Source organism: Pseudoalteromonas sp. McH1-7 (assembly GCF_013366255.1).
GTDB classification, from domain to species: domain Bacteria; phylum Pseudomonadota; class Gammaproteobacteria; order Enterobacterales; family Alteromonadaceae; genus Pseudoalteromonas; species Pseudoalteromonas peptidolytica.
This window is the reverse complement of record NZ_JABWPQ010000009.1, coordinates 41,464-67,822: the sequence shown is the minus strand read 5'-3', so window position 1 is coordinate 67,822 and position 26,359 is coordinate 41,464. Positions and strand designations below refer to the sequence as shown.

Annotated in this window: 25 protein-coding genes; 13 read left to right on the top strand and 12 right to left on the bottom strand. The window is 42.5% G+C overall.

Features of this window, described 5'->3' with window-relative positions; translation table 11 throughout:
* Positions 1 to 6: 6 nt before the first annotated feature.
* From HUZ36_RS08270 to HUZ36_RS08250, 5 genes are all read right to left on the bottom strand, one after another.
* Complete coding sequence (locus tag HUZ36_RS08270; protein WP_125252136.1) at positions 7 to 684, bottom strand: TIGR00153 family protein; 678 nt, start codon at positions 682 to 684, stop codon at positions 7 to 9.
* 142 nt (positions 685 to 826) lie between these two features.
* Positions 827 to 1,528 (bottom strand): phosphate signaling complex protein PhoU, encoded by a 702-nt coding sequence (gene phoU, locus HUZ36_RS08265; RefSeq protein ID WP_010607158.1) that lies wholly within the window; start codon positions 1,526 to 1,528, stop codon positions 827 to 829.
* Positions 1,529 to 1,551: 23 nt separating this feature from the next.
* Positions 1,552 to 2,379, bottom strand: a complete 828-nt coding sequence (gene pstB, locus HUZ36_RS08260) for a phosphate ABC transporter ATP-binding protein PstB (protein ID WP_125252137.1) — start codon at positions 2,377 to 2,379, stop codon at positions 1,552 to 1,554.
* Positions 2,380 to 2,406: 27 nt separating this feature from the next.
* Positions 2,407 to 4,056 (bottom strand): phosphate ABC transporter permease PstA, encoded by a 1,650-nt coding sequence (gene pstA / locus HUZ36_RS08255; protein ID WP_176032567.1) that lies wholly within the window; start codon positions 4,054 to 4,056, stop codon positions 2,407 to 2,409.
* Between the two features lie 15 nt (positions 4,057 to 4,071).
* Entirely contained in the window at positions 4,072 to 6,306 is a 2,235-nt protein-coding gene (locus HUZ36_RS08250) for an ABC transporter permease subunit (RefSeq protein WP_176032566.1), read from the bottom strand.
* A 304-nt stretch (positions 6,307 to 6,610) separates the two neighbouring features.
* Between HUZ36_RS08250 and HUZ36_RS08245 the strand changes: the two genes are divergently transcribed.
* From HUZ36_RS08245 to HUZ36_RS08235, 3 genes are all read left to right on the top strand, one after another.
* Entirely contained in the window at positions 6,611 to 7,117 is a 507-nt protein-coding gene (locus HUZ36_RS08245) for a glycine cleavage system protein R (RefSeq protein WP_176032565.1), read from the top strand.
* Positions 7,118 to 7,234: 117 nt separating this feature from the next.
* Positions 7,235 to 9,331: a polyphosphate kinase 1 gene (gene ppk1 / locus HUZ36_RS08240; RefSeq protein WP_176032564.1), complete on the top strand. Its 2,097-nt coding sequence runs from the start codon at positions 7,235 to 7,237 to the stop codon at positions 9,329 to 9,331.
* An 18-nt stretch (positions 9,332 to 9,349) separates the two neighbouring features.
* Entirely contained in the window at positions 9,350 to 10,825 is a 1,476-nt protein-coding gene (locus HUZ36_RS08235) for a Ppx/GppA phosphatase family protein (RefSeq protein ID WP_176032563.1), read from the top strand.
* A 308-nt stretch (positions 10,826 to 11,133) separates the two neighbouring features.
* On the opposite strand, the gene HUZ36_RS08230 is transcribed toward HUZ36_RS08235, so the two are convergent.
* On the bottom strand, positions 11,134 to 12,411 hold the full coding sequence (locus tag HUZ36_RS08230) for an EAL and HDOD domain-containing protein (RefSeq protein WP_125252143.1): 1,278 nt from the start codon (positions 12,409 to 12,411) through the stop codon (positions 11,134 to 11,136).
* Positions 12,412 to 12,695: 284 nt separating this feature from the next.
* Here HUZ36_RS08230 and HUZ36_RS08225 point away from each other — a divergent pair, with 284 nt between their 5' ends.
* Positions 12,696 to 13,451 (top strand): substrate-binding periplasmic protein, encoded by a 756-nt coding sequence (locus HUZ36_RS08225; RefSeq protein ID WP_176032562.1) that lies wholly within the window; start codon positions 12,696 to 12,698, stop codon positions 13,449 to 13,451.
* 471 nt (positions 13,452 to 13,922) lie between these two features.
* Entirely contained in the window at positions 13,923 to 14,492 is a 570-nt protein-coding gene (locus HUZ36_RS08220) for a PhnA domain-containing protein (protein ID WP_128729821.1), read from the top strand.
* A 78-nt stretch (positions 14,493 to 14,570) separates the two neighbouring features.
* Here the strand turns inward: HUZ36_RS08220 and HUZ36_RS08215 are convergent, their stop codons facing one another.
* Positions 14,571 to 15,413, bottom strand: a complete 843-nt coding sequence (locus HUZ36_RS08215) for a 23S rRNA (adenine(2030)-N(6))-methyltransferase RlmJ (RefSeq protein ID WP_147389861.1) — start codon at positions 15,411 to 15,413, stop codon at positions 14,571 to 14,573.
* Between the two features lie 225 nt (positions 15,414 to 15,638).
* Between HUZ36_RS08215 and HUZ36_RS08210 the strand changes: the two genes are divergently transcribed.
* From HUZ36_RS08210 to HUZ36_RS08180, 7 genes are all read left to right on the top strand, one after another.
* Entirely contained in the window at positions 15,639 to 15,866 is a 228-nt protein-coding gene (locus HUZ36_RS08210; RefSeq protein ID WP_125252147.1) for a DUF904 domain-containing protein, read from the top strand.
* Complete coding sequence (locus HUZ36_RS08205) at positions 15,866 to 16,156, top strand: cell division protein ZapA (protein ID WP_125252148.1); 291 nt, start codon at positions 15,866 to 15,868, stop codon at positions 16,154 to 16,156. The genes HUZ36_RS08210 and HUZ36_RS08205 overlap by 1 nt, the downstream gene beginning before the upstream one ends.
* Positions 16,157 to 16,197: 41 nt before the next feature.
* A complete protein-coding gene (locus HUZ36_RS08200; protein ID WP_176032600.1) occupies positions 16,198 to 17,130 on the top strand; it encodes a hypothetical protein in 933 nt (310 codons plus the stop codon).
* Between the two features lie 27 nt (positions 17,131 to 17,157).
* Positions 17,158 to 18,654 (top strand): LysM peptidoglycan-binding domain-containing protein, encoded by a 1,497-nt coding sequence (locus HUZ36_RS08195; RefSeq protein WP_254879520.1) that lies wholly within the window; start codon positions 17,158 to 17,160, stop codon positions 18,652 to 18,654.
* 101 nt (positions 18,655 to 18,755) lie between these two features.
* A complete protein-coding gene (locus HUZ36_RS08190) occupies positions 18,756 to 19,244 on the top strand; it encodes an FKBP-type peptidyl-prolyl cis-trans isomerase (protein WP_176032561.1) in 489 nt (162 codons plus the stop codon).
* Between the two features lie 3 nt (positions 19,245 to 19,247).
* Entirely contained in the window at positions 19,248 to 19,976 is a 729-nt protein-coding gene (locus HUZ36_RS08185; RefSeq protein ID WP_176032560.1) for an SDR family NAD(P)-dependent oxidoreductase, read from the top strand.
* A 17-nt stretch (positions 19,977 to 19,993) separates the two neighbouring features.
* Positions 19,994 to 20,842 carry an amidohydrolase family protein gene (locus HUZ36_RS08180; RefSeq protein ID WP_176032559.1) on the top strand — a complete coding sequence of 283 codons (849 nt, stop codon included), beginning with the start codon at positions 19,994 to 19,996 and terminating at the stop codon, positions 20,840 to 20,842.
* On the opposite strand, the gene HUZ36_RS08175 is transcribed toward HUZ36_RS08180, so the two are convergent.
* The 5 genes from HUZ36_RS08175 to HUZ36_RS08155 form a co-directional block, all read right to left on the bottom strand.
* Positions 20,822 to 21,592, bottom strand: a complete 771-nt coding sequence (locus HUZ36_RS08175) for a YggN family protein (protein WP_128729816.1) — start codon at positions 21,590 to 21,592, stop codon at positions 20,822 to 20,824. The two genes, HUZ36_RS08180 and HUZ36_RS08175, sit on opposite strands and share 21 nt — an antisense overlap.
* 206 nt (positions 21,593 to 21,798) lie before the next feature.
* Positions 21,799 to 22,302: an Lcl C-terminal domain-containing protein gene (locus tag HUZ36_RS08170; RefSeq protein ID WP_128729815.1), complete on the bottom strand. Its 504-nt coding sequence runs from the start codon at positions 22,300 to 22,302 to the stop codon at positions 21,799 to 21,801.
* Between the two features lie 10 nt (positions 22,303 to 22,312).
* Positions 22,313 to 23,998, bottom strand: coding sequence for an Lcl C-terminal domain-containing protein (locus HUZ36_RS08165; RefSeq protein WP_176032558.1), 1,686 nt, complete (start codon positions 23,996 to 23,998; stop codon positions 22,313 to 22,315).
* Between the two features lie 16 nt (positions 23,999 to 24,014).
* The gene (locus HUZ36_RS08160) at positions 24,015 to 24,347 is read right to left on the bottom strand and encodes a hypothetical protein (RefSeq protein WP_125252155.1); all 333 of its coding nucleotides are present in this window, start codon (positions 24,345 to 24,347) and stop codon (positions 24,015 to 24,017) included.
* Positions 24,348 to 24,369: 22 nt separating this feature from the next.
* The gene (locus tag HUZ36_RS08155) at positions 24,370 to 25,074 is read right to left on the bottom strand and encodes a DUF2982 domain-containing protein (protein ID WP_125252156.1); all 705 of its coding nucleotides are present in this window, start codon (positions 25,072 to 25,074) and stop codon (positions 24,370 to 24,372) included.
* A gap of 228 nt (positions 25,075 to 25,302) precedes the next feature.
* On the opposite strand from HUZ36_RS08155, the gene HUZ36_RS08150 reads away from it, so the two are divergent.
* Positions 25,303 to 26,355 carry an efflux RND transporter periplasmic adaptor subunit gene (locus tag HUZ36_RS08150; RefSeq protein ID WP_147389874.1) on the top strand — a complete coding sequence of 351 codons (1,053 nt, stop codon included), beginning with the start codon at positions 25,303 to 25,305 and terminating at the stop codon, positions 26,353 to 26,355.
* Positions 26,356 to 26,359 lie beyond the last annotated feature (4 nt).

Here is a 26,359-nt window from a genome sequence, read left to right as displayed (position 1 = left end):
TTTTTATTAACGAGCTAACATCAGCTCAAGACGTGAACCAACGCGCTCTGCAATATCCGCAAGACCACCTACCCACTCGATGATTTTGTATAAGAACATCGCATCAATCGGGTTTAGCTCGCCTTCAACAGCACGTAGCTCTTGACGAATCTTTATTTGCATTTCATCGGTATCTTGCTCAATAGCATCTAACTCAACGAGCATTTTTTCAACGAGTGTAACCTCACGGCCTTTAAAGCCAGTCTCAAGTAACTCGTCAAGCTCATTGATTGCTTCAGATGCTTGTTTAGTCGCGTCTACACAACGAGTGACGTAAGCAAGAAAGTCTTTTTGAATGGATTCAGGGATCACCATTTCACGACCGATAACGCGACCGGCGATATCTTTCGCTTTGTTGGCAATCTTATCTTGGTGAGTAATTAGTTCCAGTAAGTCAGTCCGTTCTACTGGCATAAATAAACCGCGAGGCAACTGTAAGCGAACTTCACGCTTAAGTTCATCTGCTTCACGCTCAAGGTTTCGGATTTCAATGCGAATTGCATCCGCTTCCGCCCACTCCCCTTTGAAGACATGGTTAAAAAATGGGATCAAGGCCGCACTGGCCTGATGGACTATTTTTATATGCTCTTCAATTGGCTTAATAGGAGATTTAGCAAACACTCCTAAAAACGCGTTACTAGGCATAACTGACCCTTAAATCATATTTGTATGCATGTGCAAAGAGTAATTTTACAGCATTGAGCGCCGTTGTGAACGGTTTTATTACAAGTTTAGATGAACTTAGCATGAAATTGCGCGCTCAATGCGCGCAACTACTTGATAAGCATCACAAGGTTTTTGCGATATCTTCTTGAGATGTATGACGAATATCTTTGCCATTTACAAAGTAAATTACATATTCTGCAATATTCTGGCAGCGATCACCGATACGCTCTAATGAACGTACGGACCAAATTAAGTCCATAATTTTTGGAATAGAACGTGGGTCTTCCATCATATAAGTCATTATTTGACGTGTGACAGCTTCATACTCGCGGTCGACCTTTGCGTCCGCTTTGTGAACCTCAAATGCTTTTTGCGCATCCATACGCGCAAACGCATCTAATACATCGTGCAGCATCTGCGAGACTTGGCGTCCCATGTTATCAATGTTTACCAATAAATCTTGCTGATCTTTGGTAAATGAATCGAGTGCTACTTTTGCAATTCGCTCAGCCTCATCACCGATACGCTCAAGATCCGCGATGGTTTTTGCAATCGCAACGACTAAACGTAGGTCACTGGCAGCAGGCTGTCTTTTGGCGATAATTCGCGTGCACTCTTCGTCAATGTTGACTTCCATGGCATTGACTTTGTAGTCGTTCTGACTGACCTTTTTCGCCTTTTCAGCATCATTGTGATTAACCGCATCAAGCGCTGTGTTTAGTTGCTGCTCTACCAGTCCACCCATACTGAGTACGTGATTTCTCACGTTTTCTAGCTCTTCGTTAAAGCGGCCAGAAATGTGCTTATTAATATTGTGTTCCATAATATTCTCCTAGCAAGCGCGTCTTAACCGTAACGACCAGTAATATAGTCTTCAGTTTTCTTTTTAGACGGCGTGGTGAATAGAGTATTGGTATCTGCATACTCGATTAACTCACCCATATACATAAACGCAGTTTGATCAGATACACGCGCAGCTTGCTGCATGTTATGTGTAACGATAACTACAGTATACTTGTTTTTCAGATCGTTAATGAGCTCTTCAATAACTAGCGTAGAAATTGGATCCAGTGCCGATGTTGGTTCATCAAGTAACAGCACCTCTGGTTCAATCGCAATTGAGCGAGCAATAACCAAACGCTGCTGCTGACCACCTGATAAACCAAATGCACTGTCATGAAGTCGGTCTTTGACTTCGTCCCAAAGCGCAGCGCCGCGCAGTGATTTTTCAACCACTTCGTCTAACTTACGCTTGTCTTTGATACCTTGTAGGCGCAGGCCGTAAACCACATTCTCATAAATAGATTTAGGGAATGGATTTGGCCTTTGAAACACCATGCCCACGTTGCGACGCAACGCTGCAACATCGACGCTCTTATCATAAATGTTCTGTCCTTGAAGATTGATTTCTCCTTCAATACGACAGCTATCAACCAGGTCGTTCATGCGGTTAATACAACGCAGTAATGTTGATTTACCACAACCTGATGGACCGATAAATGCGGTTACCTGCCCTTTTGGGATCAACATGTTGACGTTGCTAAGAGCTTGTTTATCACCATAGTAAAGATCTAGGTTCTTGATCTCTAGTGCGGTGAGTTCTGGACTTAAATTTGCTAAATCAAGCTTGTTGTTAGCATTTGCTTGATTGACTTCTGGCGCTACTGTAATCATGTTTTTACCTGTTAAAAATCTTTACTATTAATGCTCTAGTGATCTGAACTTTTCGCGTAAGTGGTTACGAATACCGATAGCGGTAATGTTTAGTGCAATAATCACCGTAACCAGCAAGAACGCAGTTGCATAAACCAAAGGTCTTGCTGCTTCAACATTCGGGCTTTGGAAACCTACATCATAAATATGGAAACCTAGGTGCATAAACTTACGATCCAAGTGAATATAGGGGAAGTTTCCATCTAGCGGTAGTGTTGGTGCCATCTTTACCACCCCCACCAGCATCAGTGGTGCTACCTCACCAGCAGCTCGTGCTACCGCAAGGATAAGGCCGGTCATAATTGCTGGGCTTGCCATTGGTATAATGATCCGCCAAAGCGTTTCCGCTTGAGTTGCGCCAAGAGCTAATGAACCATGACGTACTGAACTTGGAATACGTGACAAACCTTCCTCTGTAGAAACAATAACTACAGGTAACGTTAAAATTGCCAACGTTAACGCTGACCAGATAACCCCTGGCGTACCAAATACAGGGCTTGGCGCTGCTTCAGGGTAGAACAGTTCGTCAATTGAGCCACCTAACATATAAACGAAGAAACCAAGACCAAATACACCATATACAATAGACGGTACACCTGCGAGGTTTATCACTGCGATACGTATCATCTTAGTGATCGCATTTTTTGCCGCATATTCATGCAAGTAAATTGCTGCGACCACACCAAATGGCGTCACAATCACCGCCATCAACATCACCATGAATACCGTACCGAAGATTGCAGGAAAAACCCCACCTTCGGTATTTGCTTCACGCGGATCGTCGCTTACAAACTTGCTAATTTGTACCAAGTAATGACCTACTTTAGCGAAAAAGCCCATATCATTTGGGAACCACACATCCAGCACTTGATACAATGGAAGTGTTACTTCTTCACCACGCATGTCGCGGACAACGACTTGGTCACGCTTTGCTTGCTTTCTTAGCTCAAAAAGGCGCTTCTCAAATACTTTGTAATCTTCACGCAACTCTGCACGACGAGCATTTAGCTCAGTTAGCCTCTCATCAGTCAGTTCGTTATCTAAATGATATGATTTTTCTTTTAAGCGTAAACGCTCAAGTTCATAGTTAATGTGGCCGATTTCACTGTTTTGTAGATCTAGTGCTTCTTCATTTAGGTCTACGGCGCGCTCTACTAACTCATGCAGTTTCTCAACTGGTTGCTCCACAACGGCATTGCCATCTTCTAAAACACGGACAACATAGCCATAGAAGTTACCATTTTTACTGCGCTCAAATACAGCCAGATCAGCTGGTACTGTTTGACGCTTTATATCAGTGGACAAGACCCATCTAAAGTCAAGCTCCACATATTCACGGTTACCTGTTTTAACTAGCAAACGCTCTACATATTCGGCCTGATAGTCAGATAAGTCGTAACCTGCGGCCTCAAGTCGAGACTTTGGTACCATTTCGCGATCATAAATTTCACCGATCACTGTTTGCTGCGCAACGGATCCCTCTAATTGCATTTCTACCACTTGTGATGGCCAGAAAAAGCTAAGCCCTTTCCACGCTATCATTGCCAAGAGTCCAATGACCGAAATCAAACTAATACTGACCGCGCCACCTGTCATCCAGATCCACGGAGAACCTGACTTAAACCACTGCTTTACCATGTCATGTCACTCCAATTACATTGAACTATATTTTTCACGCAGCTGCTGGCGGACAAATTCAGCAACGGTGTTAAATACGAAAGTAAAAATAAATAATACAAAGGCAGCTAAGAACAAGATGCGGTAATGTGAGCTTCCCACTTCAGATTCTGGCATTTCAACCGCGATATTCGCTGCAAGCGTACGCATACCTTGGAATATACTCCAGTCCATAATTGGCGTGTTCCCCGTTGCCATTAATACAATCATGGTTTCGCCAACTGCGCGTCCTAAACCCATCATCACAGCAGAGAAGATACCAGGACTTGCTGTCAGTAATACAACGCGAACCAAAGTTTGCCACTGCGTAGCACCGAGTGCCAGTGAGCCATTTGAAAGGTGCTTGGGTACGCTAAATACCGCATCTTCAGCAATCGAGAAGATAGTAGGAATGACCGCAAAGCCCATTGCGATACCTACTACTAGGGAGTTACGCTGGTCAAATGTTAGGCCTAGCTCATTAGTTAAATATTGGCGCACATTACCGCCAAACAACCAAGACTCAATACCGCCGCTCATGGCAAACGAGAGCCAACCAACAATCAGTACCACTGGGATAAGCAAAATTGAATGCCAACCTTCAGGCACAACGTGTCTTATTTTTGCGGGTAATTTAGTCCAGCCAAATGCCGTTGCAATCATTGCTATTGGTAATAACACCAATAGAGCAACCACTGCTGGTAGATGAGTTTCAATTAAAGGAGCAAGCCAAAGACCCGCTAAAAAGCCCAAGATAACCGTAGGTAGTGCTTCCATAATTTCTACCGTTGGTTTAACGACTCGACGCAACTCACTGGACATAAAGTAAGCCGTGTAAATAGCTGACGCTAGCGCTATAGGTACTGCAAATAACATAGCGTACATTGCTGCTTTAATCGTACCGAATGAAATTGGTACTAGGGAAAATTTAGACTCAAAGTCATCGCTAGCTGATGTGGATTGCCAAGTGTAAGCAGGCTCTGGGTAACCTTCGTACCACACCTCTTGCCATAATGCAGACCACGTTACCTCTGGGTGTTCATTATGCAGTTCAACAACCGTCAAGGTATCATCAGCGAGTAGTAAAGCCGAGTTCGCACGTGGTGCAACAGCAAATTTTTGTATTGCTTTATCCGTCACTTTACCTTGCCATAAGTGTGCTTCACTGGTGGTGTAATACAGACCAAGTTCACCATTTTCATTGGTTGTGAAAAAAGTGCGACGATAAAACTCACTGAACAAGTTTACTCTTTTACTCTTGGGCGTCTCAAATGAGCGTATTTTGTCAAATTGACGTCCATTATCGGTATTGATTTCAAACCATTGAGACACTTCACCATTATCATTAGCAAGCATCAGCGAGTTTGCACCAGCGAGCAAATTCATATTGACTAAGTTGGCATTTTCTTCATTTGCCGCGAGTAATTGGAATAACTCTACTTCTGAAGCATACCGTGTATCAAACACATAGACTTGGTTAGCAGAACGAACAAAGGTGCGTGATGTGTCTGGTGAAATCAGTAGCTCGTCAACACGACCGTCTATATCCAACTCCGTGCGCTCAACCGCCCATTCAACTTCACCAGTGAACATATTCTCTTCAGCAACGTAAGAAGCAAAAATTACACGCTTGTCAGCTGTTTGCGCAACCACTGCAGTTTTGTCTTCAAAATGGCTAAACGCAAATTTGCGGATTGCTTGACCTTGCTCATCTACAATAAGTTGCTTGGCGTTTAGTGGGTAACTTAGACGTGGTGTCAATACACGTTGATTACCGGGAAAGCTGACCATAAACATGGGCTTGACTAGCTGTACTTGTCCATTATCAAGACCAAATGCATACTGACCCAAAAATGGGGCACTTTCCGCAAATGCAGTTACATTACCATCTAGATCAACGTTAAGCGAGTCCAGTAGCTTACCAGCACCTTCGCCTTTGATTTGATAATAATCAACCGTACCGCTGCGGCTAAGTAAATAGGCAATTTCAGTTTGTTCTTCAACGCCGATACCTAGGTATTTCTGCTCTTGCACTAGCTGAATGTCCATTCTTTTTTCAACCTTTGCAGATTCAAAAATGGGCTGAACAACATACAGTAAGTAAAAGAAGATAAGTAAAAGTGCGATTAAGACCATTACTCCACCGGAGGTAATGCCAAATTGTGCAAACCTGTCTTTGAATAGACGGCTTCTATCCGTTTTAAAGGATGGCTTTTGCGGATTGGAAGTCATCAATATACCCTTTGGTTTTAAAATTGCGGGCATTATATTTCATCAAGATGACAGTTGTGTTACACCCAATACACAATTGCACGTTATTCAATTACCTTAGGGCAGAGTTTTATTATCAAAAAAAACAAACCAAACTGAACAAAAAGCAACCTCCATGTTAAGTTAGAGTAAAGGCCTAAATTTCGTTGCATTTCTTTACATTAAGTGTTTCCAGAGACTGGACAAAGCCAGTATTTAGACTAGTCTAAATCATGCGCCGAATTCGTTTTTTCGCCTACGGGCGCCACAAAAAAAGAGACATGATATGAAGCAGTTAATATTAACACTTATAGGTAAGGACCAGCCGGGTCTCGTCGAGAAAATATCATCTACCATTCTTTCTCACCATGGTAATTGGTTAACGAGTAATTTAAGTCATTTAGCAGGTCACTTTGCAGGTATAGTGCAAATTGAAGTCGCTGAAGAACATTTGCAAGAAATACAAGAGGCACTGTACGCACTACCTGGTTTAGAGGTAAAAATAGAGTCAGGCGAAGCGTCAGCAACACAGGCAGAGCCCGACACGCTCAATTTAGTGATTACTGGTAATGACAGACCGGGAATAGTCCAAGAGCTCGCGACTGTTATTCGCCATAAAGGGGCGAATATTACCCACCTCACATCGAAACAACGCAGTGCACCGAATTGGGGACTCCCTATTTTTAGCGCTTTTGCCACAGTTACTTTACCTGTTGGCATGGTGAAAGAAAACGTCGTAGATGCACTTGAATCAATCACTAGTGATTTGATTGTCGACATAGAAGAGAGCTAAAAGCTGCACTATACTCAAGATAGTCTTATGGCAAACACAACAGGCGCGTCGTGTTTGTCATAATAGTGTCATACACCCTGCTTAAGCTGTAGAAAAGCTGTACCTATGGAAAGCACAATGCAGGCCGTATCTTTAGAGCATAAAACCATCACATACTTTGCCAAAGAATTAAGCTGGCTCTCGTTTAACGAACGCGTTTTACAAGAAGCCAAGGATCCCGCTAATCCGATCATCGAACGGATCCGATTTCTTGGTATCTTTTCCAATAACTTAGATGAATTTTTTCAAGTACGAGTCGCAGACGTTAAACGTCGTATCCTGCTAAATAACTTACCTGATACTAACTTTGACGAAGATGAGGCACTACTTGCTGACATTCAAAAAAAAGTACTAGAACTCGGTAAAAAGTTCAATGCTATATACACTCAAATATTGAAGGACCTGAATGAGCATAATATTCACGTTGAACAGCCTGAAGCCTTATCTGATTTCCATAAAAATTGGTTAGCAAATTATTTCAAAGATCAAGTTTTGCCACACTTGCTACCGATGATGATTAATGAGAGTAAAGACTATTCAGACAATATTAATGACACCATGACTTATCTGTTCGTTGAGCTCAATGGTGAAAAGCAGCACCATGCTTTTTTAGAGGTTCCGACTGATCGCCTAAACCGCTTTGTACAGCTCCCTCCTGAAAAAACACGCCGACATAAAACGATTGTTTTACTGGATGATGTCGTGCGCTTTTTTATTGCCGACGTGTTCAAGAGTTTCTTTAAATTCGAACGTATCGACGCTTACTCGATGAAACTCACCCGAGATGCTGAATACAACTTAGACGACGAATTAGAAGAAGGCGTACTTGATACGATGTCTAAGGGCCTCAAACAGCGCCTTTATGCTGAACCTGTGAGGCTTGTATACGAAGAGACAATGCCTGAAGAAATGCTTAAGCTGATGAAAAAACGATTAGGTGTTACCGGCCAAGACGCTATGATCCCAGCAGGTCGCTATCGTAACTTCAGAGACTTTATTTCATTTCCAAATGTTGGCCGTGGCTACTTAGAAAATAAACCATTACCGCCACTACAAAGCGCAGCTTTTAGCAAATATAGCAGTGTCTTTAGAGCAATATCTGCTCAAGATATTTTGCTGTATTATCCGTATCACACCTTTAATCATATGCTTGAGTATGTGCGTCAAGCTGCATTCGATCCACGAGTGACCCAAATAAAGGTAAATATCTATCGTGTTGCAAAACAGTCTCGGCTGATTGCCTCTTTGGTCAGTGCAGCAAAAAACGGTAAAAAAGTTACCGTAATGGTTGAGCTAAAAGCGCGCTTTGATGAACAAAATAACATTGAGTGGGCAAAGCTTATGAGCGAGTATGGCATCAAAGTGATGCTCGGGATCCCGGCACTCAAAGTACACAGCAAGCTGTGTGTGGTACACCGCAAAGAAAAAGGAAAAATAGTAAAGTACGCGCATATTGGTACTGGTAACTTCCACGAAAAAACGGCGCGTATCTACACCGACTTTAGCTTATTCACTAAACATCCCGATATTACAGAAGAATGTGATAGTGTCTTTCGTTTTATCGAAAGTAGTTATTTACCATTTAAGTTTGACCACCTAATGATTTCACCACTTAATGCTCGTAGTAAAATTACTGAGTTAATTGATGATGAAATCAAACACTCAGAGCAAGGGCGAAGCGGAAAAGTAACAATAAAAATTAATAACTTAGTCGATAAACAGCTTGTTGATAAACTATATGAAGCATCTCGAAAAGGGGTAAAGATCCGCCTGATTGTGCGCGGTATGTGCGCGCTTATACCGGGGTTACATCAATTTAGCGATAACATCAAAGTCATTAGTATTGTCGATAGGTTTTTAGAACACCCTAGAGTAATGATATTTGATAATAATGGCGAGCCACGAGTGTTTATTTCATCTGCTGACTGGATGACCCGCAACCTTGACCACCGCGTTGAAGTGGGCACCCCTATTTATGCAGAGCATTTGAAAAAGCTTATCATCGACGTCATTGAGTTGCAGTTTAAAGATAGAACGAAAGCAAGAGTCATTGACGCTGAACAGAAGAATCTGTACGTTCGCCGTGGCAACCGTAAAAAAATTCGTTCTCAAATTGCGATTTATGACCATTTAAGAAAATGGGAATCACAGCAATTAACAGGAACTAAAGAGTAAACTTGTTAGGATTAATGTATGCGCGACTACCCTTCTATTGCAGCTGTGGATTTAGGTTCAAATAGTTTTCACCTTGTTGTTGCAAGAGAAGTTGATGGTCGCTTACAACTGCTCCATAAAGAGAAACAAAGAGTTTACTTGGCCTCTGGTCTGGACAGCAACTTTAATCTCAGTGACGAAGCTATCGCAAGAGCACTAGATACCTTGTCACAATTTGCGACAACTTTGCATGGTTTTCCAAAAGAGTCTGTTCAAGTAGTAGCGACTTATACATTACGAAATTGCAAAAATCTCAATTACTTTCTTGCCAAAGCAAAACAAGTTTTTCCCTACCCGATTAATGTAATTTCTGGTCAAGAAGAAGCGCGTCTTATTTATCAAGGTGTAGCAAATTACGAACATGATACGCACAACCGCTTAGTTATCGATATAGGCGGTGGCAGTACAGAACTGGTGATAGGACAACACCTGACCCATAAGCTTTTGAGTAGTCGTAATGTGGGCTGTGTGACCATGAATAAAGCATATTTTGCTGATGGTAAGTTATCAGCAAAACGCTTTAAAAAAGCAGAGATCAAGGCCGAACAGCATATCGAGAGTATTGCTGCTAGCTACTTAAAACTTGGCTGGAATACAGTGATAGGCACCTCTGGAACTATCAAAACTATTGCAGCTATGGTCGCTGAGTTAACCGCAAGTGATGAGATAACACTTGCAAAGCTTGAGCAAATAAAGCAACTCTTTATTGACGCTCAGCATATTAATAACGTCACTTTAAAATCACTGCCAGAAGAAAGAAAAGTCAGTATTTCAGGCGGCCTTGCAGTATTAATTGCATTATTCCGACAGCTACATATTGCAGCCATGCGTCTAAGTGATTATGCGCTTAGAGAAGGCTTATTATTTGAAATGCATCAAACGGAAGCATTTGATATTCGAACCCGAACTATCAATGCTTTTAGTGACCATTACAACATAGATAAATTACATGCTGACAATATATGTGAAACTATTCAGTTGTTTACATCGCAACTGAAAACCCACTGGCCGTTATCAAGCTACGATGTAGAAATGCTTTGCTGGGCAGCAAAACTGCATGAGGTAGGCCTCGCGATTAACTCATCAGGAATGCATAAACACGGGGCGTATATTGTTAGACACAGTCAACTGCCAGGCTTTACGCAAGCTCAGCAATTAACACTCAGCGCATTGGTACGGTTTTATCGAAAGAAAATTAAATTACCTGAATTGCTTGAGCTGATTGAAGGGGAATTAAGTCATTTTAGCCGCCTATTGGCAATTTTTCGCTTGAGTATACTAGTGAACCAAAAGCGTCAGCAGGAGCAACTTCCTGAACTTAGTATCGCAGCCCTAGACAATACGCTAGTGTTGCACGTTGGAGCACAGTGGCTTGCTTCCCATTCATTATTTGAAGCCGATTTAGAACAAGAGCAGGGATATTTAAAAGCATTGGGGATCCAGCTGACATTCTAAAGATTAGGACATCAAGACGCTGGCGATGACAGTGCTATCAGCAGGTTTTTTGTCTCAAAATAGCAAACTTAGTTAAGAGATATAATCAAGCAATCATAATGGATAACAGCGACAAAGAAATATACAGCGACTCAAAGTAGAGGTTTTATACCAATTTGCTTAATTAAGTGGTCTATTTTGAGGCGAGAAAATCTTGTCGATAACTAGGAAAAAATTTTGCTATTTAGTTGTTCTAAATGAGAAATTTTTAACGCTGTTAGCGTCAGATTTACTCCTTCAAATTGAGCAAGTATTAAGTCAAATTGGTATTATTCAATCTCTTCGGTAACGATGGAGAGAATATCATCCGCATACGCTCTACTAGCGAGTGCCATATCATATAAATAGTTGGTTGGTGTGGCAGGTCTAATCGCTTTTAGTATACGCTCGGCTTCTTTCCAATCGTTCCGCTCAATTTCAAACGCCAAACGCAAAGCGCCCCCCAGCAACCCCTGATAGCTCAGCAGTGCACTTGATAGTGAATCATCAAGTGAAAACTCAGATGCAATAACAGCAAGCTCGACATCGAGGATAACATCCAAAATAGACATCAATCCCAATAAGTAGCCCGTTTCAGCCATTTCTTCACCACCAGGCATGAGAAAGGTCTCTACAAATTTAGCACGTACTAAGCCCATTCTAGTAAGCTCACTTGGCTTATCAGAACCAAGTTCACTCAGCGCAAGAACTTTAACAAACTGTCTTATTGCATCTTCACCGAGATATACAACCGCTTGAGAAATTGACTTAATTTCTAATCTTTCTTCTCCAGCTCTGGCATTGGCAAGCTTCAATAATCTGGCTGTTAAGCTAAGATCTTTACTCACCCGAGATTGTATTTCTTTGAAACAAAGTGATTTTTTGGCTGTCGCCTGTAGCAGCTGGAATACCACCATTTTTGATGGTTCAACATTACCGTGATTGAGCATTTCCGGTTTAGCGAAAAAGAAGCCTTGAAAATAGTCAGCGCCTGAGGTTTTGATAAGCTCAAATTCGTCTTTTGTTTCGATCCGCTCAACGATGACTTTTATATCAGGAAACTGTCGCTTCAGCCGCTTCACAGCCATATTTGTTTTTATGATCGGCTGCTCAACTTCCACTTTGACAAACTCTACTAACGGTAATAACGGCTCCCACTTAGCATCACCATCATAATCATCCAGAGCAAAGCGGTAGCCTTTTTGCGTGAGTTTAGTCACAGTATTCACTAAAGAAGGAATATCTTTCGAACGCTCCACTATCTCAATCACAATTTTTTGTGGAGAAAGTAGTTTTGGCAACTCTTGTAATAGTGATTCATCGGAGAGATTAATAAAGGCTAACTGCCCTGCGGCTAATCGGTCTACCCCGATAAACATAAGCGAGTTAAAGAACATTCGGCCGGTTGCTTGACCATCGCTCACCCCAACAGGAAACGCGTTATTGTCTGAGTCACGATAAAGCAGCTCATAGGCAAAAACTTCCTGATCAGGCCGCAAAATAGCCTGCCTAGCAATATACTGTACTGCTGATTTGCGAATTTCAGTCACCGGACCACTCATTAACATTCGTATCCTTTAGAAGCCAAAAGGAAACCACGTATCTGGAAGCGTATAATATGGTTACGCCTTGGGCAATAAAAAGTTTCTATATTTTACAACACTTATAACCAAAAGTTACCACCTATTCATTTTAAGTGTGGTTTTACAGCAGCTTGATTACAATATAGATAAAACAGATAGTACTTGACCTGAACTTGGAGCAGGAAATGAGTTATACCAAGTCTAGGTTACTTATTAAAAGCTTCAGCGCTCCCTTGTCTTTATTTGAGCAGTTAAGCTAAGATGGGACTATGAAGCAAATTTTAATTCTTTGGCTCTTTACTTTCACAAGCTTTGTTAAAGCTGACCTCACCCCCTACTTAAAATATAGTTTAAGTGGTTCGGGTAGCTTTTATCCCTACTTTACTCATAACCCCGAAAAACCTGGTATATTTCCAGAAACAGTCGAAGCAATATTGAGCCATGCAGAGATCCGGGGGGAAAACCTACTACTTCCAGCTAAGCGTACTAACGCATATTTGGAACAGCAGCAGATTGACTTTGATATTATTAGCCCAGACTGGCTAAATGATGAACAGAAAAAAGACCCTCGATATATCTACTCGGAACCAATACTTAGCATTAGAGAATATATTGTGACTCGTCCATCGCACCCTCCCGCTTTAACGCTTACAGGAAAAAAGGTTGGGACTGTTCGAGGCTACTATTACCACGACGATAACCAGTTTCATCGAGTGGACTTTGCCTCTGAACGAGAATTGTTATTAGCGTTAAAATTGAAACGTATTGACTACATTATTATCGGTGACTTACCTGCTCAATATTGGTCAGAGCAGCTTGGTGTTGCTTTTATCTTTAATCAATTACACTCCGAAGGCATGCTGGCATTTCGCTTACTTGCTAAACATAAAAAGCTACTCAAGCCTCTCAATCAAGCGATTGCAGCCTTAAAGCAAGCGGGAGAATTCGAAAGAATTGAGCGGCAATACACCAGCACACTCCCACTAAACAAAAACACGCCAGTTAATCACGCATTAGCAAATTGATGTAACGCAAGCTTGCACAATACCACTTAGCCTTAATACTTGCTCAATTTGAAGGAGTAAATCTGACGCTAACAGCGTTAAAAATTTCTCATTTAGAACAACTAAATAGCAAAATTTTTGCCTTGCCTACAGGACGTAGGTACCTCGGCGTGAGCAGGACGCGGAAGCGGTGTTATCGACAAGATTTTCTCGCCTCAAAATAGACCACTTAATTAAGCAAGTTGGTATAAATCTGACGCTAACAGCGTTAAATATTCTCATTTAGAACAACTAAGTAGCAACATTTTGCCTTGCCTACACGGGTGTAGGTACCTTGGCGATAGCAGGACGCGGTAGCGGGGTTATCGACAAGGTTTCTCGCCTCCAAAAAAGACCACTTAATTAAGAGAATTGGTATAAATTGCCCTTTTCTAGCTGAGTATCAAGTGCGTTTCTTGCTATAATCACCGCTTTATCGCTTGGGAAGTTATTATGACAATCGCTGCCGCGCTAGCTGAGCGCAGTAACAATCAATGTGAATTATGCACATCAACTACAAACCTTGACGTCTACGAGGTACCACCAGTCAACGAAGCGCATTCAGATAAATGCGTGTACCTTTGTCAGCTTTGTAAAGACCAAGTTGAAGGTCAACAAGACTTAAACGCTAACCATTGGCACTGTTTAAATGACAGCATGTGGAGTCAAGTACCTGCGGTACAAGTCGTGGCTTATCGTATGCTTAACCGTTTAGCTACTGAGAATGGCTGGGCGCAAGATGCGTTAGATATGCTTTATCTAGAAGATGATACCCAAGCATGGGCTGAACAAGTACTTGCGGAAGATGACGATATTGTGCACCTTGACAGCAATGGCGTGAAGTTAAATGCCGGAGATACCGTTACCTTGATCAAAGACCTAGACGTAAAAGGCAGTAGTTTAGTGGCTAAACGTGGTACTGCGGTGCGAAATATCCGCCTGTCACCTTCCAACTCCGAACATATTGAAGGAAGAGTTGAAGGTCAGAACATTGTAATCTTGACAAAATTTGTTAAAAAGTAACCCTATTCTTGTTACCTTGAGTGTGGATAAAGAGCAAGAAAAGCTTTGCATTATCCAGCACTCAGGTGACTTACAACCCTACTCTTCAACTAGCTGAATACTGCGATAAAATGCCCCTTCTTCTTCAGCAAGCAAAGTGACAAGTTCAGGCAGCACCGCATCCATCGTCTTTTTTAACGTCCAAGGTGGATTAATCACTAACATGCCCGATGCCGTCATTCCTCTTTCTTGGGTATCTGCACGGGTCGCGAGCTCGAATAACTGGATATTACGAATACCAGAGTCGATGAGCTGTGACTCCATGGCGTCAATGCGCGCTCGGTCTACAACCGGATACCAAATCATATACACACCAGAGTCAAACTTTTTGTATGCTTTAATGATGCTTTGCACAGCAACGTCATAATCCGACTTTATCTCGTAGGGCGGATCCATTAATACACAAGCACGTCTGGATGCCGGTGGCACTAGGCCCTGCAACCCTTTAAAACCATCACTACCAGTTACTCGTAATGACTTTTTATGCGCAGTATTTTGCTGCAATAGTTCAAGATCTCTCGGATGTAGCTCAAAAAACCATCCTTTATCTTGGCGGCGTAAGTAATGCTCAGCAACTTTTGGCGAACCTGGATAATGACTCAGTCGCTCTCCTTCATTAAACGATTTAATCAAACAAACATAGTCGCTAATAGCTGTCACAGCGCCTGAGTATTGCCACAATTTTGCGATCCCTTGCAAATACTCTTGAGTTTTTTGCGCATCATCGCTTGCAAGTTCAAAAAAGCCTGCGCCTGAATGTGTATCAACATAGTCAAAAGGCTTCTCTTTTTTGACCATATATGACAATACTTCCGCCAATACTAAATGTTTTATTACGTCGGCAGGGTTACCTGCATGAAAAGAGTGTCTGTAACTGAGCATAAACCTGCCTTGCTAAAAGTAGCTTGCTAATTGAAACGGATTAAGTTTGAGCAGTTATTCATCTATTTTTAACTTTAATCTGAATCACTTATGAACAAAATATTCGAATACCGCTATTATCGCTTAAAAGTTGAGAAAAATCAGCAGAAAGTCGCGTAAACACTAGCATCCTCGGCCGCTTTGTTTTACATTTGCATGACAAATCACAGTCATATGAGCGCATTTATGAATAACCAAGATCTCCAAAAACTCGACCAGTTGATTGACCAACTTTTGAGCCAAAATAATCAGTTAAAATTGGAAGTTTCGGCACTGAAAGAACAAAATCAAAAACTCATCGATGAAAATGAAACATTACAGCTCGAAATGCTAGAAAGTGAAGAAAAGCAAAAAGAATTTAGCTCTTCTTTATCGGGCTTACTAGATAAGTTGCAGACCCAACAGGCGAGCTAATGTCTGAGCAAAATAACCAAGTAACAGTCACGTTGCTTGGCAAGTCGCATCAATTCGCGTGCGCACCAGATCAAGAGCAAGCGCTACATAATGCCGTAGCGCTACTTGATAGGCGTGTTGAAGAAATGCGTAAACGTTCAACCGTTCGTAATGACCATAGTGCACTGCTGCTTGCCGCTTTGCACTTATGTCACGATTTACAAGCACTAGAATTGAAACAACAGCAAGATGCTGATTTTGTCTCCTCTCTCCTTGATAAGCTCACACCAACATCTGGCGATACAAAGTGATAAACATCTGTAAACCGCTGCTATACCACATCACTTTACTTATGAGTCTAGTGTTATCGGTAATAAGCTTTCGCAGCAGCGCGAGCAATGCAATTTCGCTTCATCAGCTAAATGATTCGGTTTACTTTGTTCAAGGAAAAAACCAGCCACTGATCCCCAATCAGGCTTTAGTGGTTGGTCAGCGCTGTGCGCTACTCGCTTCTATCCATGGTGATCTGGTCGCAACAGAAGCGCTCATTTCAACACTACAAAGTCAATTCAGCGTCCCTCTTTGCTATGCGGTGTCACTACATTCAGATATAAAGCAAGATACTAGCATCGCGTTACTACAGCATGCTTTTCCAAAACTGGTATGGTTAAGCCCAACAAAGACTTCTGGCGATAAGCTACAGCAGGCTTTCGCTGCACAATTAGCGCTGTTTGAACAAAGTATTGACCTGAGTAAGACCAGAGTTTCCACTCTAGATAAAGACCAGCAGGGGGCTTGGCAAGAAAAGCTGACGATTGCCAAACAAAGAGTGGCAAGCTGGTCAGAGCGCATAACTCACTTTCGTTCAAGTGAGACCCTTGATACCCACATCACCTCTTTGAATTTAGGCGAAGTAGAAGTTAACATTGCAAATTTTACAGGATTCACAGGCTCAGATCTCACCATCTATCTTCCTCATTCGCAGGGGCTAATTGGTGGCTACAATGTCGATTTAGTCCCCTTAGTACATAGAAAGCATTGGCAACAGTGGCAACAGGCACTCCAGACTCTACGCTCCAGACCACTAAGCTGGGTGTTACCTGCAACAGGAAAGCCATATAAACCTAATATGCTCTCTATCCCGGACAAATTTTTCACCTTACTAAATCAGACCAAAGAACAGCAAGTTATTGAAAAAATAACCACTTTGTACTCAAATAAGCAGCAACAACAACGTGCAATATCACAATGGCAGCATATTCAACAACAAACTGACTTTGAATAATACTTAGCCTCTCGGTATAGTTAAAGGATGAACAGAGTCTTAATAACGCTATATGCTGTTGTGCTGATGGTCACACTCAGCGGGTGTAAAAGTAGCAGCAGTGTACAAGTAAGCAGACAAGCCATTTTGTCCGCGCTTACCCAAGTGCCCGTAGTGCCTGCAAAACAACCAGAAGCGTCCCCGGAGCCTAAAGTAATTACACCCAAAAAGAACATAAGCTCCACTCATGAGGATGATTTGTGGCAATATGTTCGTCATCGGCTTAGCTTTAATACTGCTTCTCATCCTCGGCTGGATAAACGTATAAAATGGTATTTATCACAACCTAATTATCTTCAGGTCGTTAATCAGCGGGCGGTTCCATACTTCTATCACGTAGTCAATAAAGTAGAAAGTAAAGGGCTGCCAATGGAAATCGCTTTGCTGCCATTTGTTGAAAGTGACTTTAGGCCTAGAGCCAAATCTACCCAAAATGCAGTCGGAGTTTGGCAGCTAGTTGATGCCACTGCCTATCATTTTGGGATTAAAAAAGACAAATGGTATGACGGACGACAAGACGTTTTAGCCTCAACCGACGTAGCCTTGGAGTACCTTTTATATTTACACCAACGTTTTAATGGTGACTGGCTACACGCACTTGCGGCATATAATAGTGGTGAGGGACGAGTCAAAAAAGCCATTGCGAAAAATAAAAAAGCTGGGAAACCAACACACTTTTGGCATCTGAAATTACCAAAAGAAACTGCTGAGTATGTGCCTAAGTTGCTCGCACTCAGCCATTTATTAAAAACCGCGCCTTCAGATTTTACTATTCCCAGTTTACCAAATCACGCCACAACATCCGTACTAGATATCGGCCAACAGTTTGATATTGGGCAACTCGCTAAGCTAAGTGGGATAGATAAGCGCGAAATATACGCGTTAAATCAAGGCTTTTTAAAGCACCGAAGCTCACCAAGTGGGCCACATGTCGTGCTATTACCACTGCCCCAAAAAGCATTATTACAAAGCGCATTTTTTAGAGACAACTTTAGTCACGGCTACACCGTCAAAGCTAATGACACCCTATATCGTATCGCACTTAATGCGGGCATGAGTGTGACAGCGCTAAAGGCGCTTAACAATAAAACCTCTAACTTAATCCACGTGGGAGAAACATTACGGATATCCAAAAACACAGCCCAACAACAGTGGCTCATTGACCATGAAATAAGTCCCTATATAAAGGAAATTGAAGCTAAGCCGTTACCTCAACGTGCGCATCACCATACTGTTAAAACGGGAGAATCGTTATGGACGATAAGCCGTCGGTACAATGTTGCGGTAAAAGACTTACTCAATTGGAATTCACTCACTGCACAAACACTGATTAAACCAGGGGAAGTATTGACCTTACTACTGCCAGCGGTAAATATGCGGCAGCATCAACAAGACCCGCCTCCCCCCGCCCCGGTCAATAGGGTAAAAGTCATCCAGTCGTTACTTCGCCATGGGAAACCTTTGGCAAATGAAGAGCCGAATTAATCTCGAGAAACTTGCGTCCCAGAATGCCAGTCACGTAAACTACTACCTTTACCGGTTGATGCAGCAAACATCACCTAGGACTAATTATTTAAGGTTTACTTATGCAAATTGCAAAGAACACAGTGGTAGAGTTTCACTACACACTTCATGAAGGTGACAGCCAAATCGAGTCTAGCAAAAATGGCGATCCGCTAAACTATCTTCACGGCACTGAAGGCATGCTACCAGGGCTTGAAAGTGAACTTGAAGGCAAAACAGGTGGTGATAGCTTTACAGTAACCTTAACTCCAGAGCAAGCCTATGGGGAGTACCAAGAAGGCTTAGTGCAACGTATCCCTATCAAACACCTACAAGGTCTTGGTGATAGCAAAGTGTGGAAACCAGGCATGACAGCTATCGTTGATTCAAATCAGGGACGTCATCAAGTAAAAATCGTAAAAGTTGGTCGTTTTAACGCAGATTGTGATTTAAACCACCCATTTGCCGGTAAAACACTAACATTTGCTGTTGAAGTCATCTCTGTACGTGAAGCCACAGCGGAAGAAATCTCCCATGGTCACGTGCATGCAGAAGGTGGTTGCGGACATTAAGTTATGAAAAAAGTTGCCATCGTTACCGGTGGCAGCTTTGGCATTGGCCAAGCCATTGTCAACAAGCTGCTATCGCAACATTACACAGTTTATAATCTAGATATAGTGCCTTGCGAGCAGGGTATTTTTCGTTACTGTGATGTTAGTAAAGTCGCTGATGTAAAGGGTGTCATTTCTGACATTGTGACAGAAGTAGGCCATATTGATGCGCTGGTTTCAAACGCCGGCAAACACCTAAGCGCAACGATTGAAGACACCGATGAAGCGACATTTGACGCTTTATTCGCGCTAAATGTAAAAGGTGCTTACGCTGCTATTCAAGCCGTATTACCCAGTATGAAGGCACAAAAAGCCGGAAGTATCGTGTTAATTTCGTCGGATCAAGCGCTGGTTGGTAAGCCTAACTCTTTTGCTTATAACCTGAGCAAATGTGCTCTCGCTTCTATGGCTAAAACCACGGCGTTGGATTACGCTAAATTTAATATCCGCGCTAATGCGGTATGTCCAGGTACAATTGAAACGCCGCTATTCCACCATGCCATTGACAATTACTGTCAACGAAGTGGCGCCGACAAATCACAGATAGTCGCTGAGGAAGCAAAATTACAACCGCTAGAGCGCTTGGGACAACCTCAGGAAGTTGCGGCACTTGTGGCTTTTTTACTCAGTGAAGACGCCAGCTTTATTACCGGCAGCTTACAAAGTATTGATGGCGGTTATACCGCACAGTAGCAAGCAGAGAGCCTACAATGAGCCTACCGATTATTGATACCCACCTACACTTTTTTGATTTGGCACAGGGTCAATACTCTTGGCTCAAGCACAATCCACCAGCTTGGCCGAACTTAGCGCAGATCAGGCAAAATCACCACCTCGCAAGCATTCCTGCTCATGATCGATTTACTTTGGCTGGGCTGGTGCATATTGAAGCCGGTTTTGATAATCAACATCCTATCAACGAGCTGCATTGGTTAGCACAAACTCTCACAGGGTTTCCATTTAAAGCCGTTGGCTACGCACCGATTGATGCCCCCCCAAAACAGTTTAGTGCAGCCATTACTCGCCTCATGACGCCGACGCTTGTTGCAGTAAGAGATATTACGGAAGGCGCAGATAGTCGCCGTTTGCATACGCCTTGGCTGCAAGAAAATCTAATCTACCTTGCATCATTGGGCTTGCATTTTGAAGCGCAGTTAGCTTTCTCACAGTGCGACACAATAGAATTATTACTGACACTGGCACAGCGCCACCCTCGCCTAAAAATCGTGTTTAATCATGCAGGGTTTATAGAACAAACACAACCATGTACGGCTGTCTTACAGCGGATCAGTACCTTAAAGAATGTCATGATTAAGTGCTCCGGCCATGAGATGCTTCAAAGCCCGATGGCACTGGAAAAATGGCTAGGTCACCTCATTGAACATGCTGGTGAAGATAGCTTAATGTTAGGCTCAAATTATCCGGTCTCATTGATGCAAAAGCACTACTGGCAAGTTTGGCAAGACTATTTTAATGTTATCGGACTCTCATCGACTTGGCACAAGCTGAGTCGAGAAAACGCCAGTAAGTGTTATCACTTAAGAACGGATCTGGACTAGATCATAAGCTACCAACTCAGGGACTATACGCTGTAGTTTTTCTTCCGTTTTATCCAACGAGTTTAAGCACTCACAATACTCTTCGGCTTTTTCCTCTAACTGATGGGCTTTTTTCTGTAGTGACTTGTCTATCTCTTTTGAGATGATCTCCATACGCTGCCCCATATCATTAATCCTATCTTCAATATTGCCTTCTCGAGACTTAAACGCATCACCTAAAGAAACGAGGATCGACCCTAACGAGCCATGCACAGCAGAATGAATTTTTTGGCTAATTTCCTTAGTAAAAAAATCATCAATTTTTGACAATGATTGTGGTGCGATAAAAAAGAAATCATCACCGCGTTTGAACTTGTCCATGAGTGCACGTTCAACATATTGCAGCTGAGTTTTAAGTACCTCGGGCTCTTTATCTGACATACCTTCGACGACCTGCTCAATGGCACTTAACCCTAAATTGACCCCATCCGTAGCTAAGTTAACTAACTCTGGTACCGTATCTCGGATACCTAGCGAGTATTCACGAACGACAGCCTCGCCTTGTTGGTCAAGCTCAATCCAGCGTCCAAGAATAAAAAGCTGGCTATCGTTGTTGATTTGAATACGCGTTTGTCCGTCGTCAACAATTCGGATTTCATTATCCGTAATAATAAGACCATGTCCAAGCTCAACGTCACATTTGCTTTTTGCCTGTACCGAAGTGGTCAATACTGCACAAGACACGGCTATCGCACTGATTAATCGATTCACATGGCCTCCTGTGTAGTATATAAGAAATAAAATACTTCGAGAGAGTAGCAAAATATCAAACATTCCCAAAGCCATTTTAGATAGATGAAAACTGCGTGCAGGTCAAAAAAGTAATGTAGAGTGAAATCTATAAACGATAAGTTAGTTATCTGCCTACCACGCTAAGAACTGACTACGGGGTAGGCCAAAAAGCGACAGTAACGTGCTTACTGATAGTAGCGCACTAATCGAACAAAGGCATCCGATGTTTTATTGGTTGGGTTATTCTTACCATCCGCAAACTGATATGCCCACGCAAATGTTGGCTGACTCGCTTGCGTCGTTGCAGACCAATAGTTGTTACTTTTTGTCGTAGGAAATATTGTGGCATTGACAGCAGGCGCAACACATTGATGTAGTACAATACTCGCCAATTCCTTGATATTTGGCACATGCCAATCGCTAAAATCTGCAAAGCTGTCTTGGCTGGCTGCTATTAATGCTTGCTGCCATGTTAGCTGCTGGCTATCCCCTTCACAGTTTTGTGAAGTGCTATTGTAACTTTGTCCAAAATTACAACGCTGCCACATTAATCCAGTTTGACTATCGAGTATCGTGCCATTCGCATTTACCGTATAACGGCTTGTATCCGTCACTGTACCAACACACGTTTGGGCGTAGCCTACAGTTGAAAATAATATCGTGAGTAGCATCGAAATTACATGCTTCATAGCGCTCTCCTTATGGGTTTCTAACCAATCTCACAAATGCCTTACTCGACTTTTCAACCGCAAAATCGTTACCAGTATCCATGTCTATCACATAAGCACGTCGAAGCGCTATTCCTGTGCCATCTAAACTTGATTGCGTCGTCCAATAGTAGCGGTGCCCAAGTAGTGCAGAGGCAGGCAAATTGGGAAATAGTGATTGATCAATAACCGCCGAGTTTGCATAGCTAAAATCCAACAAACCAAGCAGCTCCATGTACGTTGGTAAACGCCAATTATTACCTCCACAGTAGCTTTGCTCTCCAGTGGCAGGGTTATTAACTTCATCAATTAGCGCTTGAATTCCACAGTGGTTATCTTGCGGGCAGCTGGTATTCGCCGTTGATTGCACACTGCCTTCCGCAAATGTGCCATCTACAGATAACGCCCAGGTATAACTATTTTGTGCGTTGCGTGTAGAGGTATTCGGTAACGTCCCAGCACTGGCCTCTTTTACTTCCCAGATAAGTCCTGACACATTGTCTCTAATACAGGCAAAGTCAGTCGCATCATCAGGTAACTCATCAGCAAACTGGTTCAGCTTGGTAAAATCAAATCCGGCGTTACCTCGACCTTCTTTCGCTACTTGCGTTGCAAAATAGTCTCGCCCACGTAAGGCGTCTTGACCACTAAAGCTATCGCTGTTGCAGGCAATTGCAGTATTGTTGTCGTAGCAAGCAAGTTGACCACTATCATTGAGTTTACCCAGTGGTTTTTTCTCAATATCAACGACCACATTATCGGTCGCAGTGCGGTTTTGCGAGTCTGTTACTGTAAGCTCGAATTCAGCTTTTGATAACACATTTTTATCTGGGGCAATAAAACTGGTCACACAATCATTTGGTGCACTTAACGAGACAGTGGTTGTGGCTGGTATTTGCCTCCAACTACACTGCTTTTGACCAGACACTGTATCACTTTTAGAGCCATCTAGCGTCACCGTATCAAAGGCTTGTACCTGCTGATCACTTCCTGCATTCGCGACCACGACTGGGGTATTAGCTAATAATCCCACTGGAAACTGATTACTCGCCTGCCCTCCTTCATCATCGGTGACAGTCAACTTCCACACTGAGGTTTGTGCCGTATCTAACAGAGGATGGATAAATGATAATGTTGCATTGTTCAGACTTGACGGCTGTATGGTGTTGGGACCACTTAGCTGTTGCCATTGATAGGCGACAATCTGACCGTTTTCATCTGGATCGGAAGATCCCTCGCCGCTAAGAGTGATGGTATCTTGATATGTTGCAGGTAGTGTCTCAGGCGCTGTTTGCGTAATATTGACCAGTGGTAGTTGGTTATTAGACTTAACAGAAACCATCACCTGATCGCTGGCAAGACTGCCATCTGGCGCAACATAATCCACTTGGATTAATAAATCGACATTAGCCTTAACATCTGGCGCAACGAAGCTTGCTTGTTGATCTGTGATGGGAAACTCACTCACTGTCGCACCAGACACAACTTGCCAGTTAAACGTTCCCCCTGCAGGAGATCCTGTAGCATTCAAAGTAACGTCGGTCTTTTCAGTTACTTCTTGATCCATTCCAGCGTTTACCGAAGCGCTCACTTGTGTAGGCTCACTACCACCTGAGCCTCCGCCACAGCCGCTAAGTAGCAACGCTAATAAACACCAACTTCCCCTAAACGCTGTCATATAATCCCTATTTAAGTTACAAGTAACTCTCTTGATGTATGCGAACAAACAACTTGGTGCCCACTTTGCTGTAATCTACTTTATACTCACGGCCATCTAACGCTTGAATAAATAGCAAGCGCTTCACTTCCCCAAACACATCAACGCTTGCAACATGGACAACTTCTAGGTAGCGCTCTTTCGCTTCTCTTCGGTTTCTTGGTAGCTCTTCCTTAAAAGGCACCAAGCCATTGGCCGTCACCATGATTTTTGGGTGTGCTTCACCATTAACAATCACAAGATCTAATTTCTTCTCTTTGTGAATAATGGTATTGCGCCCACTTTTAATATAGGCCGTCTCTAAGCTCATATTGGTGTATCCTGTTACATCTTCAATGGGTGGTATGTTCTTCTAACAATGCGTTTACCACCTCTTTAGGGTTTAGTTTCCAGCGGTTTAACATGGCTGAAAATTGCCAAATATCCCTGTCTAAAGCGGTCGCAGGCAAAAGTAAATCATAACCTGTAACCGTTTTTAAATTATCCATTCGGTTTGCAAACATTGCCATTAAACCAGTGTATTCTTTACCAGCTTTGGAACGATAACTTGTATCTTCTATTAACCATTCCGATGGGCAATTGCCATTTTCACAATGTATTTTAACAGCTTGTAAAAAAATATGCCGCTGTTCTATCAATAATTTACCCGCAAGCCTCGGGGTTAGATTAATTAAAAATGCGTCAATATCATTAAGTTTAATACCAACTGTATTTAACTCAAGTGTTTCAATACCTTGTTGCACGCTCGGTATGCCACTTGAGTGAAAGTTTACAATAGGAAGAGACCAAGCTCCATACTTGTGTACATAGCTAAACTCTTGTTCATTAAAGCATAAACTAAAGTAGGGTTGCTGACTTTTCAAAAAACCGATAAAGATAGCGACTAGCATGGCACTCGCTAGAAATATTTCGATAATCGAAATAGGCGTGCCACGAAGATTGACAAAAAGCATGATCACCACCAGGCCGATGGCACCGACAAGCATAAATTCAGCACCGTGTCTGTTTGCTGTTGCACGTAATTTAGCTTCAAGCATACGTATACCAAGTGTAAAAAAAGTACATAATGATCGCCCATACTACCAATTTACGTATTGTGATACACCGTTTACAAGAGTGACTGCTTTTCATAATATTTAATTTAGGTACAAATACTTAAATTGAATTAGATTTTCGTTTAACGCACAAATTTACAGGATATGCCGTCGAGTTTGCTAGCCTTTATTTTTGTAAACTAGAAACAAATTATAATCTGGGTCACCTATATGCGTCATCAATCAGGGAAAGCACTGTTTCCTTTTATTATTATAGTGCTAGTCGCGATCAGCGGCTATTTATATTTACCAGCATCCCAAGGAAAAGCAAATGGCAGAGCAGTATCGGCAACACCGGTTCAAGCACACACAGTAGCAAAGGAAGAGCGTGTCATTACCGTTAATTCAATTGGCTCTGCACGCGCAAATCAAGCCATAAACGTAACCAGCGCGCAAAGCGATTACATTGCGCAACTGTACTTTGACGACGGAGCTGTAGTAAAGCAAGGCGACAAGCTTGTGCAGTTACGTGACGCAGAAGAAAAGCTCGACATAAAAGCGTTAAAAGTGACGCTAAAAGAAGAAATTCGACAGCTTAACAGACTCAAAGATCTCGCCAAAACCCAATCTGCGGCCCGCTCGCAGTTAGAGGCACAATCAGCTAAAGTAGACTCATTAACTGCGCAGCTTGAAGCAACGAAGACCAAATTGGCAGAAATGACTGTGTATGCACCTTTTGATGGCTTACTTGGTACTCGAAATGTTTCAATAGGTAGCTTCGTTAATAATAGTACCGTGATCACCACATTAGATGACATCAGCATCATCAAAGTTGACTTCCAGGTTCCTGAGAAATACCTAGCTCAACTGCAACTAGGTATGCAAGTGAGTGCAAATAGCGAGGCCTATCCAGCACAAACATTTACCGGAAAAGTATCCCATATAGATCCGCGCATCAATGAACAAACTCGTTCAGTACGTGTTACAGCAAGTTTTACCAACACAGAATATAGGCTACGCCCAGGTATGTTGCTGCACATCGCACTTGAGCTGGCGAGATTTGAAGCCCTTGTCGTCCCAGAGAAAAGTATTATTCCACGACAAGACAAGCATTATGTCTTTATCGTTGACAAAGAGGGCAAAGCCCAACAACGCGAGGTGCACTTGCAAACTCGCTTTAGCGGCTGGGTTGCGATTGATAAAGGCTTAGCAGAAGGCCAACAAGTGATCACCGAAGGCACATTAAAAATCCGTTCAGGATCAAAAGTGGAAATTAAGGGGTAACACG

Coding starts and splice junctions, on each gene's coding strand:
- ppk1 (WP_176032564.1), top strand. CDS start 7,235: ATGCAGGCCGTATCTTTAGAGCATAAAACCATCACATACTTTGCCAAA.
- HUZ36_RS08195 (WP_254879520.1), top strand. CDS start 17,158: ATGAACAGAGTCTTAATAACGCTATATGCTGTTGTGCTGATGGTCACA.
- HUZ36_RS08225 (WP_176032562.1), top strand. CDS start 12,696: ATGAAGCAAATTTTAATTCTTTGGCTCTTTACTTTCACAAGCTTTGTT.
- HUZ36_RS08160 (WP_125252155.1), bottom strand. CDS start 24,347: ATGAGCTTAGAGACGGCCTATATTAAAAGTGGGCGCAATACCATTATT.
- pstA (WP_176032567.1), bottom strand. CDS start 4,056: ATGGTAAAGCAGTGGTTTAAGTCAGGTTCTCCGTGGATCTGGATGACA.
- HUZ36_RS08235 (WP_176032563.1), top strand. CDS start 9,350: ATGCGCGACTACCCTTCTATTGCAGCTGTGGATTTAGGTTCAAATAGT.
- HUZ36_RS08190 (WP_176032561.1), top strand. CDS start 18,756: ATGCAAATTGCAAAGAACACAGTGGTAGAGTTTCACTACACACTTCAT.
- phoU (WP_010607158.1), bottom strand. CDS start 1,528: ATGGAACACAATATTAATAAGCACATTTCTGGCCGCTTTAACGAAGAG.
- HUZ36_RS08215 (WP_147389861.1), bottom strand. CDS start 15,413: ATGCTCAGTTACAGACACTCTTTTCATGCAGGTAACCCTGCCGACGTA.
- HUZ36_RS08200 (WP_176032600.1), top strand. CDS start 16,198: ATGAGTCTAGTGTTATCGGTAATAAGCTTTCGCAGCAGCGCGAGCAAT.
- HUZ36_RS08250 (WP_176032566.1), bottom strand. CDS start 6,306: ATGACTTCCAATCCGCAAAAGCCATCCTTTAAAACGGATAGAAGCCGT.
- HUZ36_RS08210 (WP_125252147.1), top strand. CDS start 15,639: ATGAATAACCAAGATCTCCAAAAACTCGACCAGTTGATTGACCAACTT.
- HUZ36_RS08245 (WP_176032565.1), top strand. CDS start 6,611: ATGAAGCAGTTAATATTAACACTTATAGGTAAGGACCAGCCGGGTCTC.
- HUZ36_RS08170 (WP_128729815.1), bottom strand. CDS start 22,302: ATGAAGCATGTAATTTCGATGCTACTCACGATATTATTTTCAACTGTA.
- HUZ36_RS08155 (WP_125252156.1), bottom strand. CDS start 25,074: ATGCTTGAAGCTAAATTACGTGCAACAGCAAACAGACACGGTGCTGAA.
- HUZ36_RS08220 (WP_128729821.1), top strand. CDS start 13,923: ATGACAATCGCTGCCGCGCTAGCTGAGCGCAGTAACAATCAATGTGAA.
- HUZ36_RS08185 (WP_176032560.1), top strand. CDS start 19,248: ATGAAAAAAGTTGCCATCGTTACCGGTGGCAGCTTTGGCATTGGCCAA.
- HUZ36_RS08205 (WP_125252148.1), top strand. CDS start 15,866: ATGTCTGAGCAAAATAACCAAGTAACAGTCACGTTGCTTGGCAAGTCG.
- HUZ36_RS08165 (WP_176032558.1), bottom strand. CDS start 23,998: ATGACAGCGTTTAGGGGAAGTTGGTGTTTATTAGCGTTGCTACTTAGC.
- HUZ36_RS08230 (WP_125252143.1), bottom strand. CDS start 12,411: ATGTTAATGAGTGGTCCGGTGACTGAAATTCGCAAATCAGCAGTACAG.
- HUZ36_RS08180 (WP_176032559.1), top strand. CDS start 19,994: ATGAGCCTACCGATTATTGATACCCACCTACACTTTTTTGATTTGGCA.
- pstB (WP_125252137.1), bottom strand. CDS start 2,379: ATGATTACAGTAGCGCCAGAAGTCAATCAAGCAAATGCTAACAACAAG.
- HUZ36_RS08270 (WP_125252136.1), bottom strand. CDS start 684: ATGCCTAGTAACGCGTTTTTAGGAGTGTTTGCTAAATCTCCTATTAAG.
- HUZ36_RS08150 (WP_147389874.1), top strand. CDS start 25,303: ATGCGTCATCAATCAGGGAAAGCACTGTTTCCTTTTATTATTATAGTG.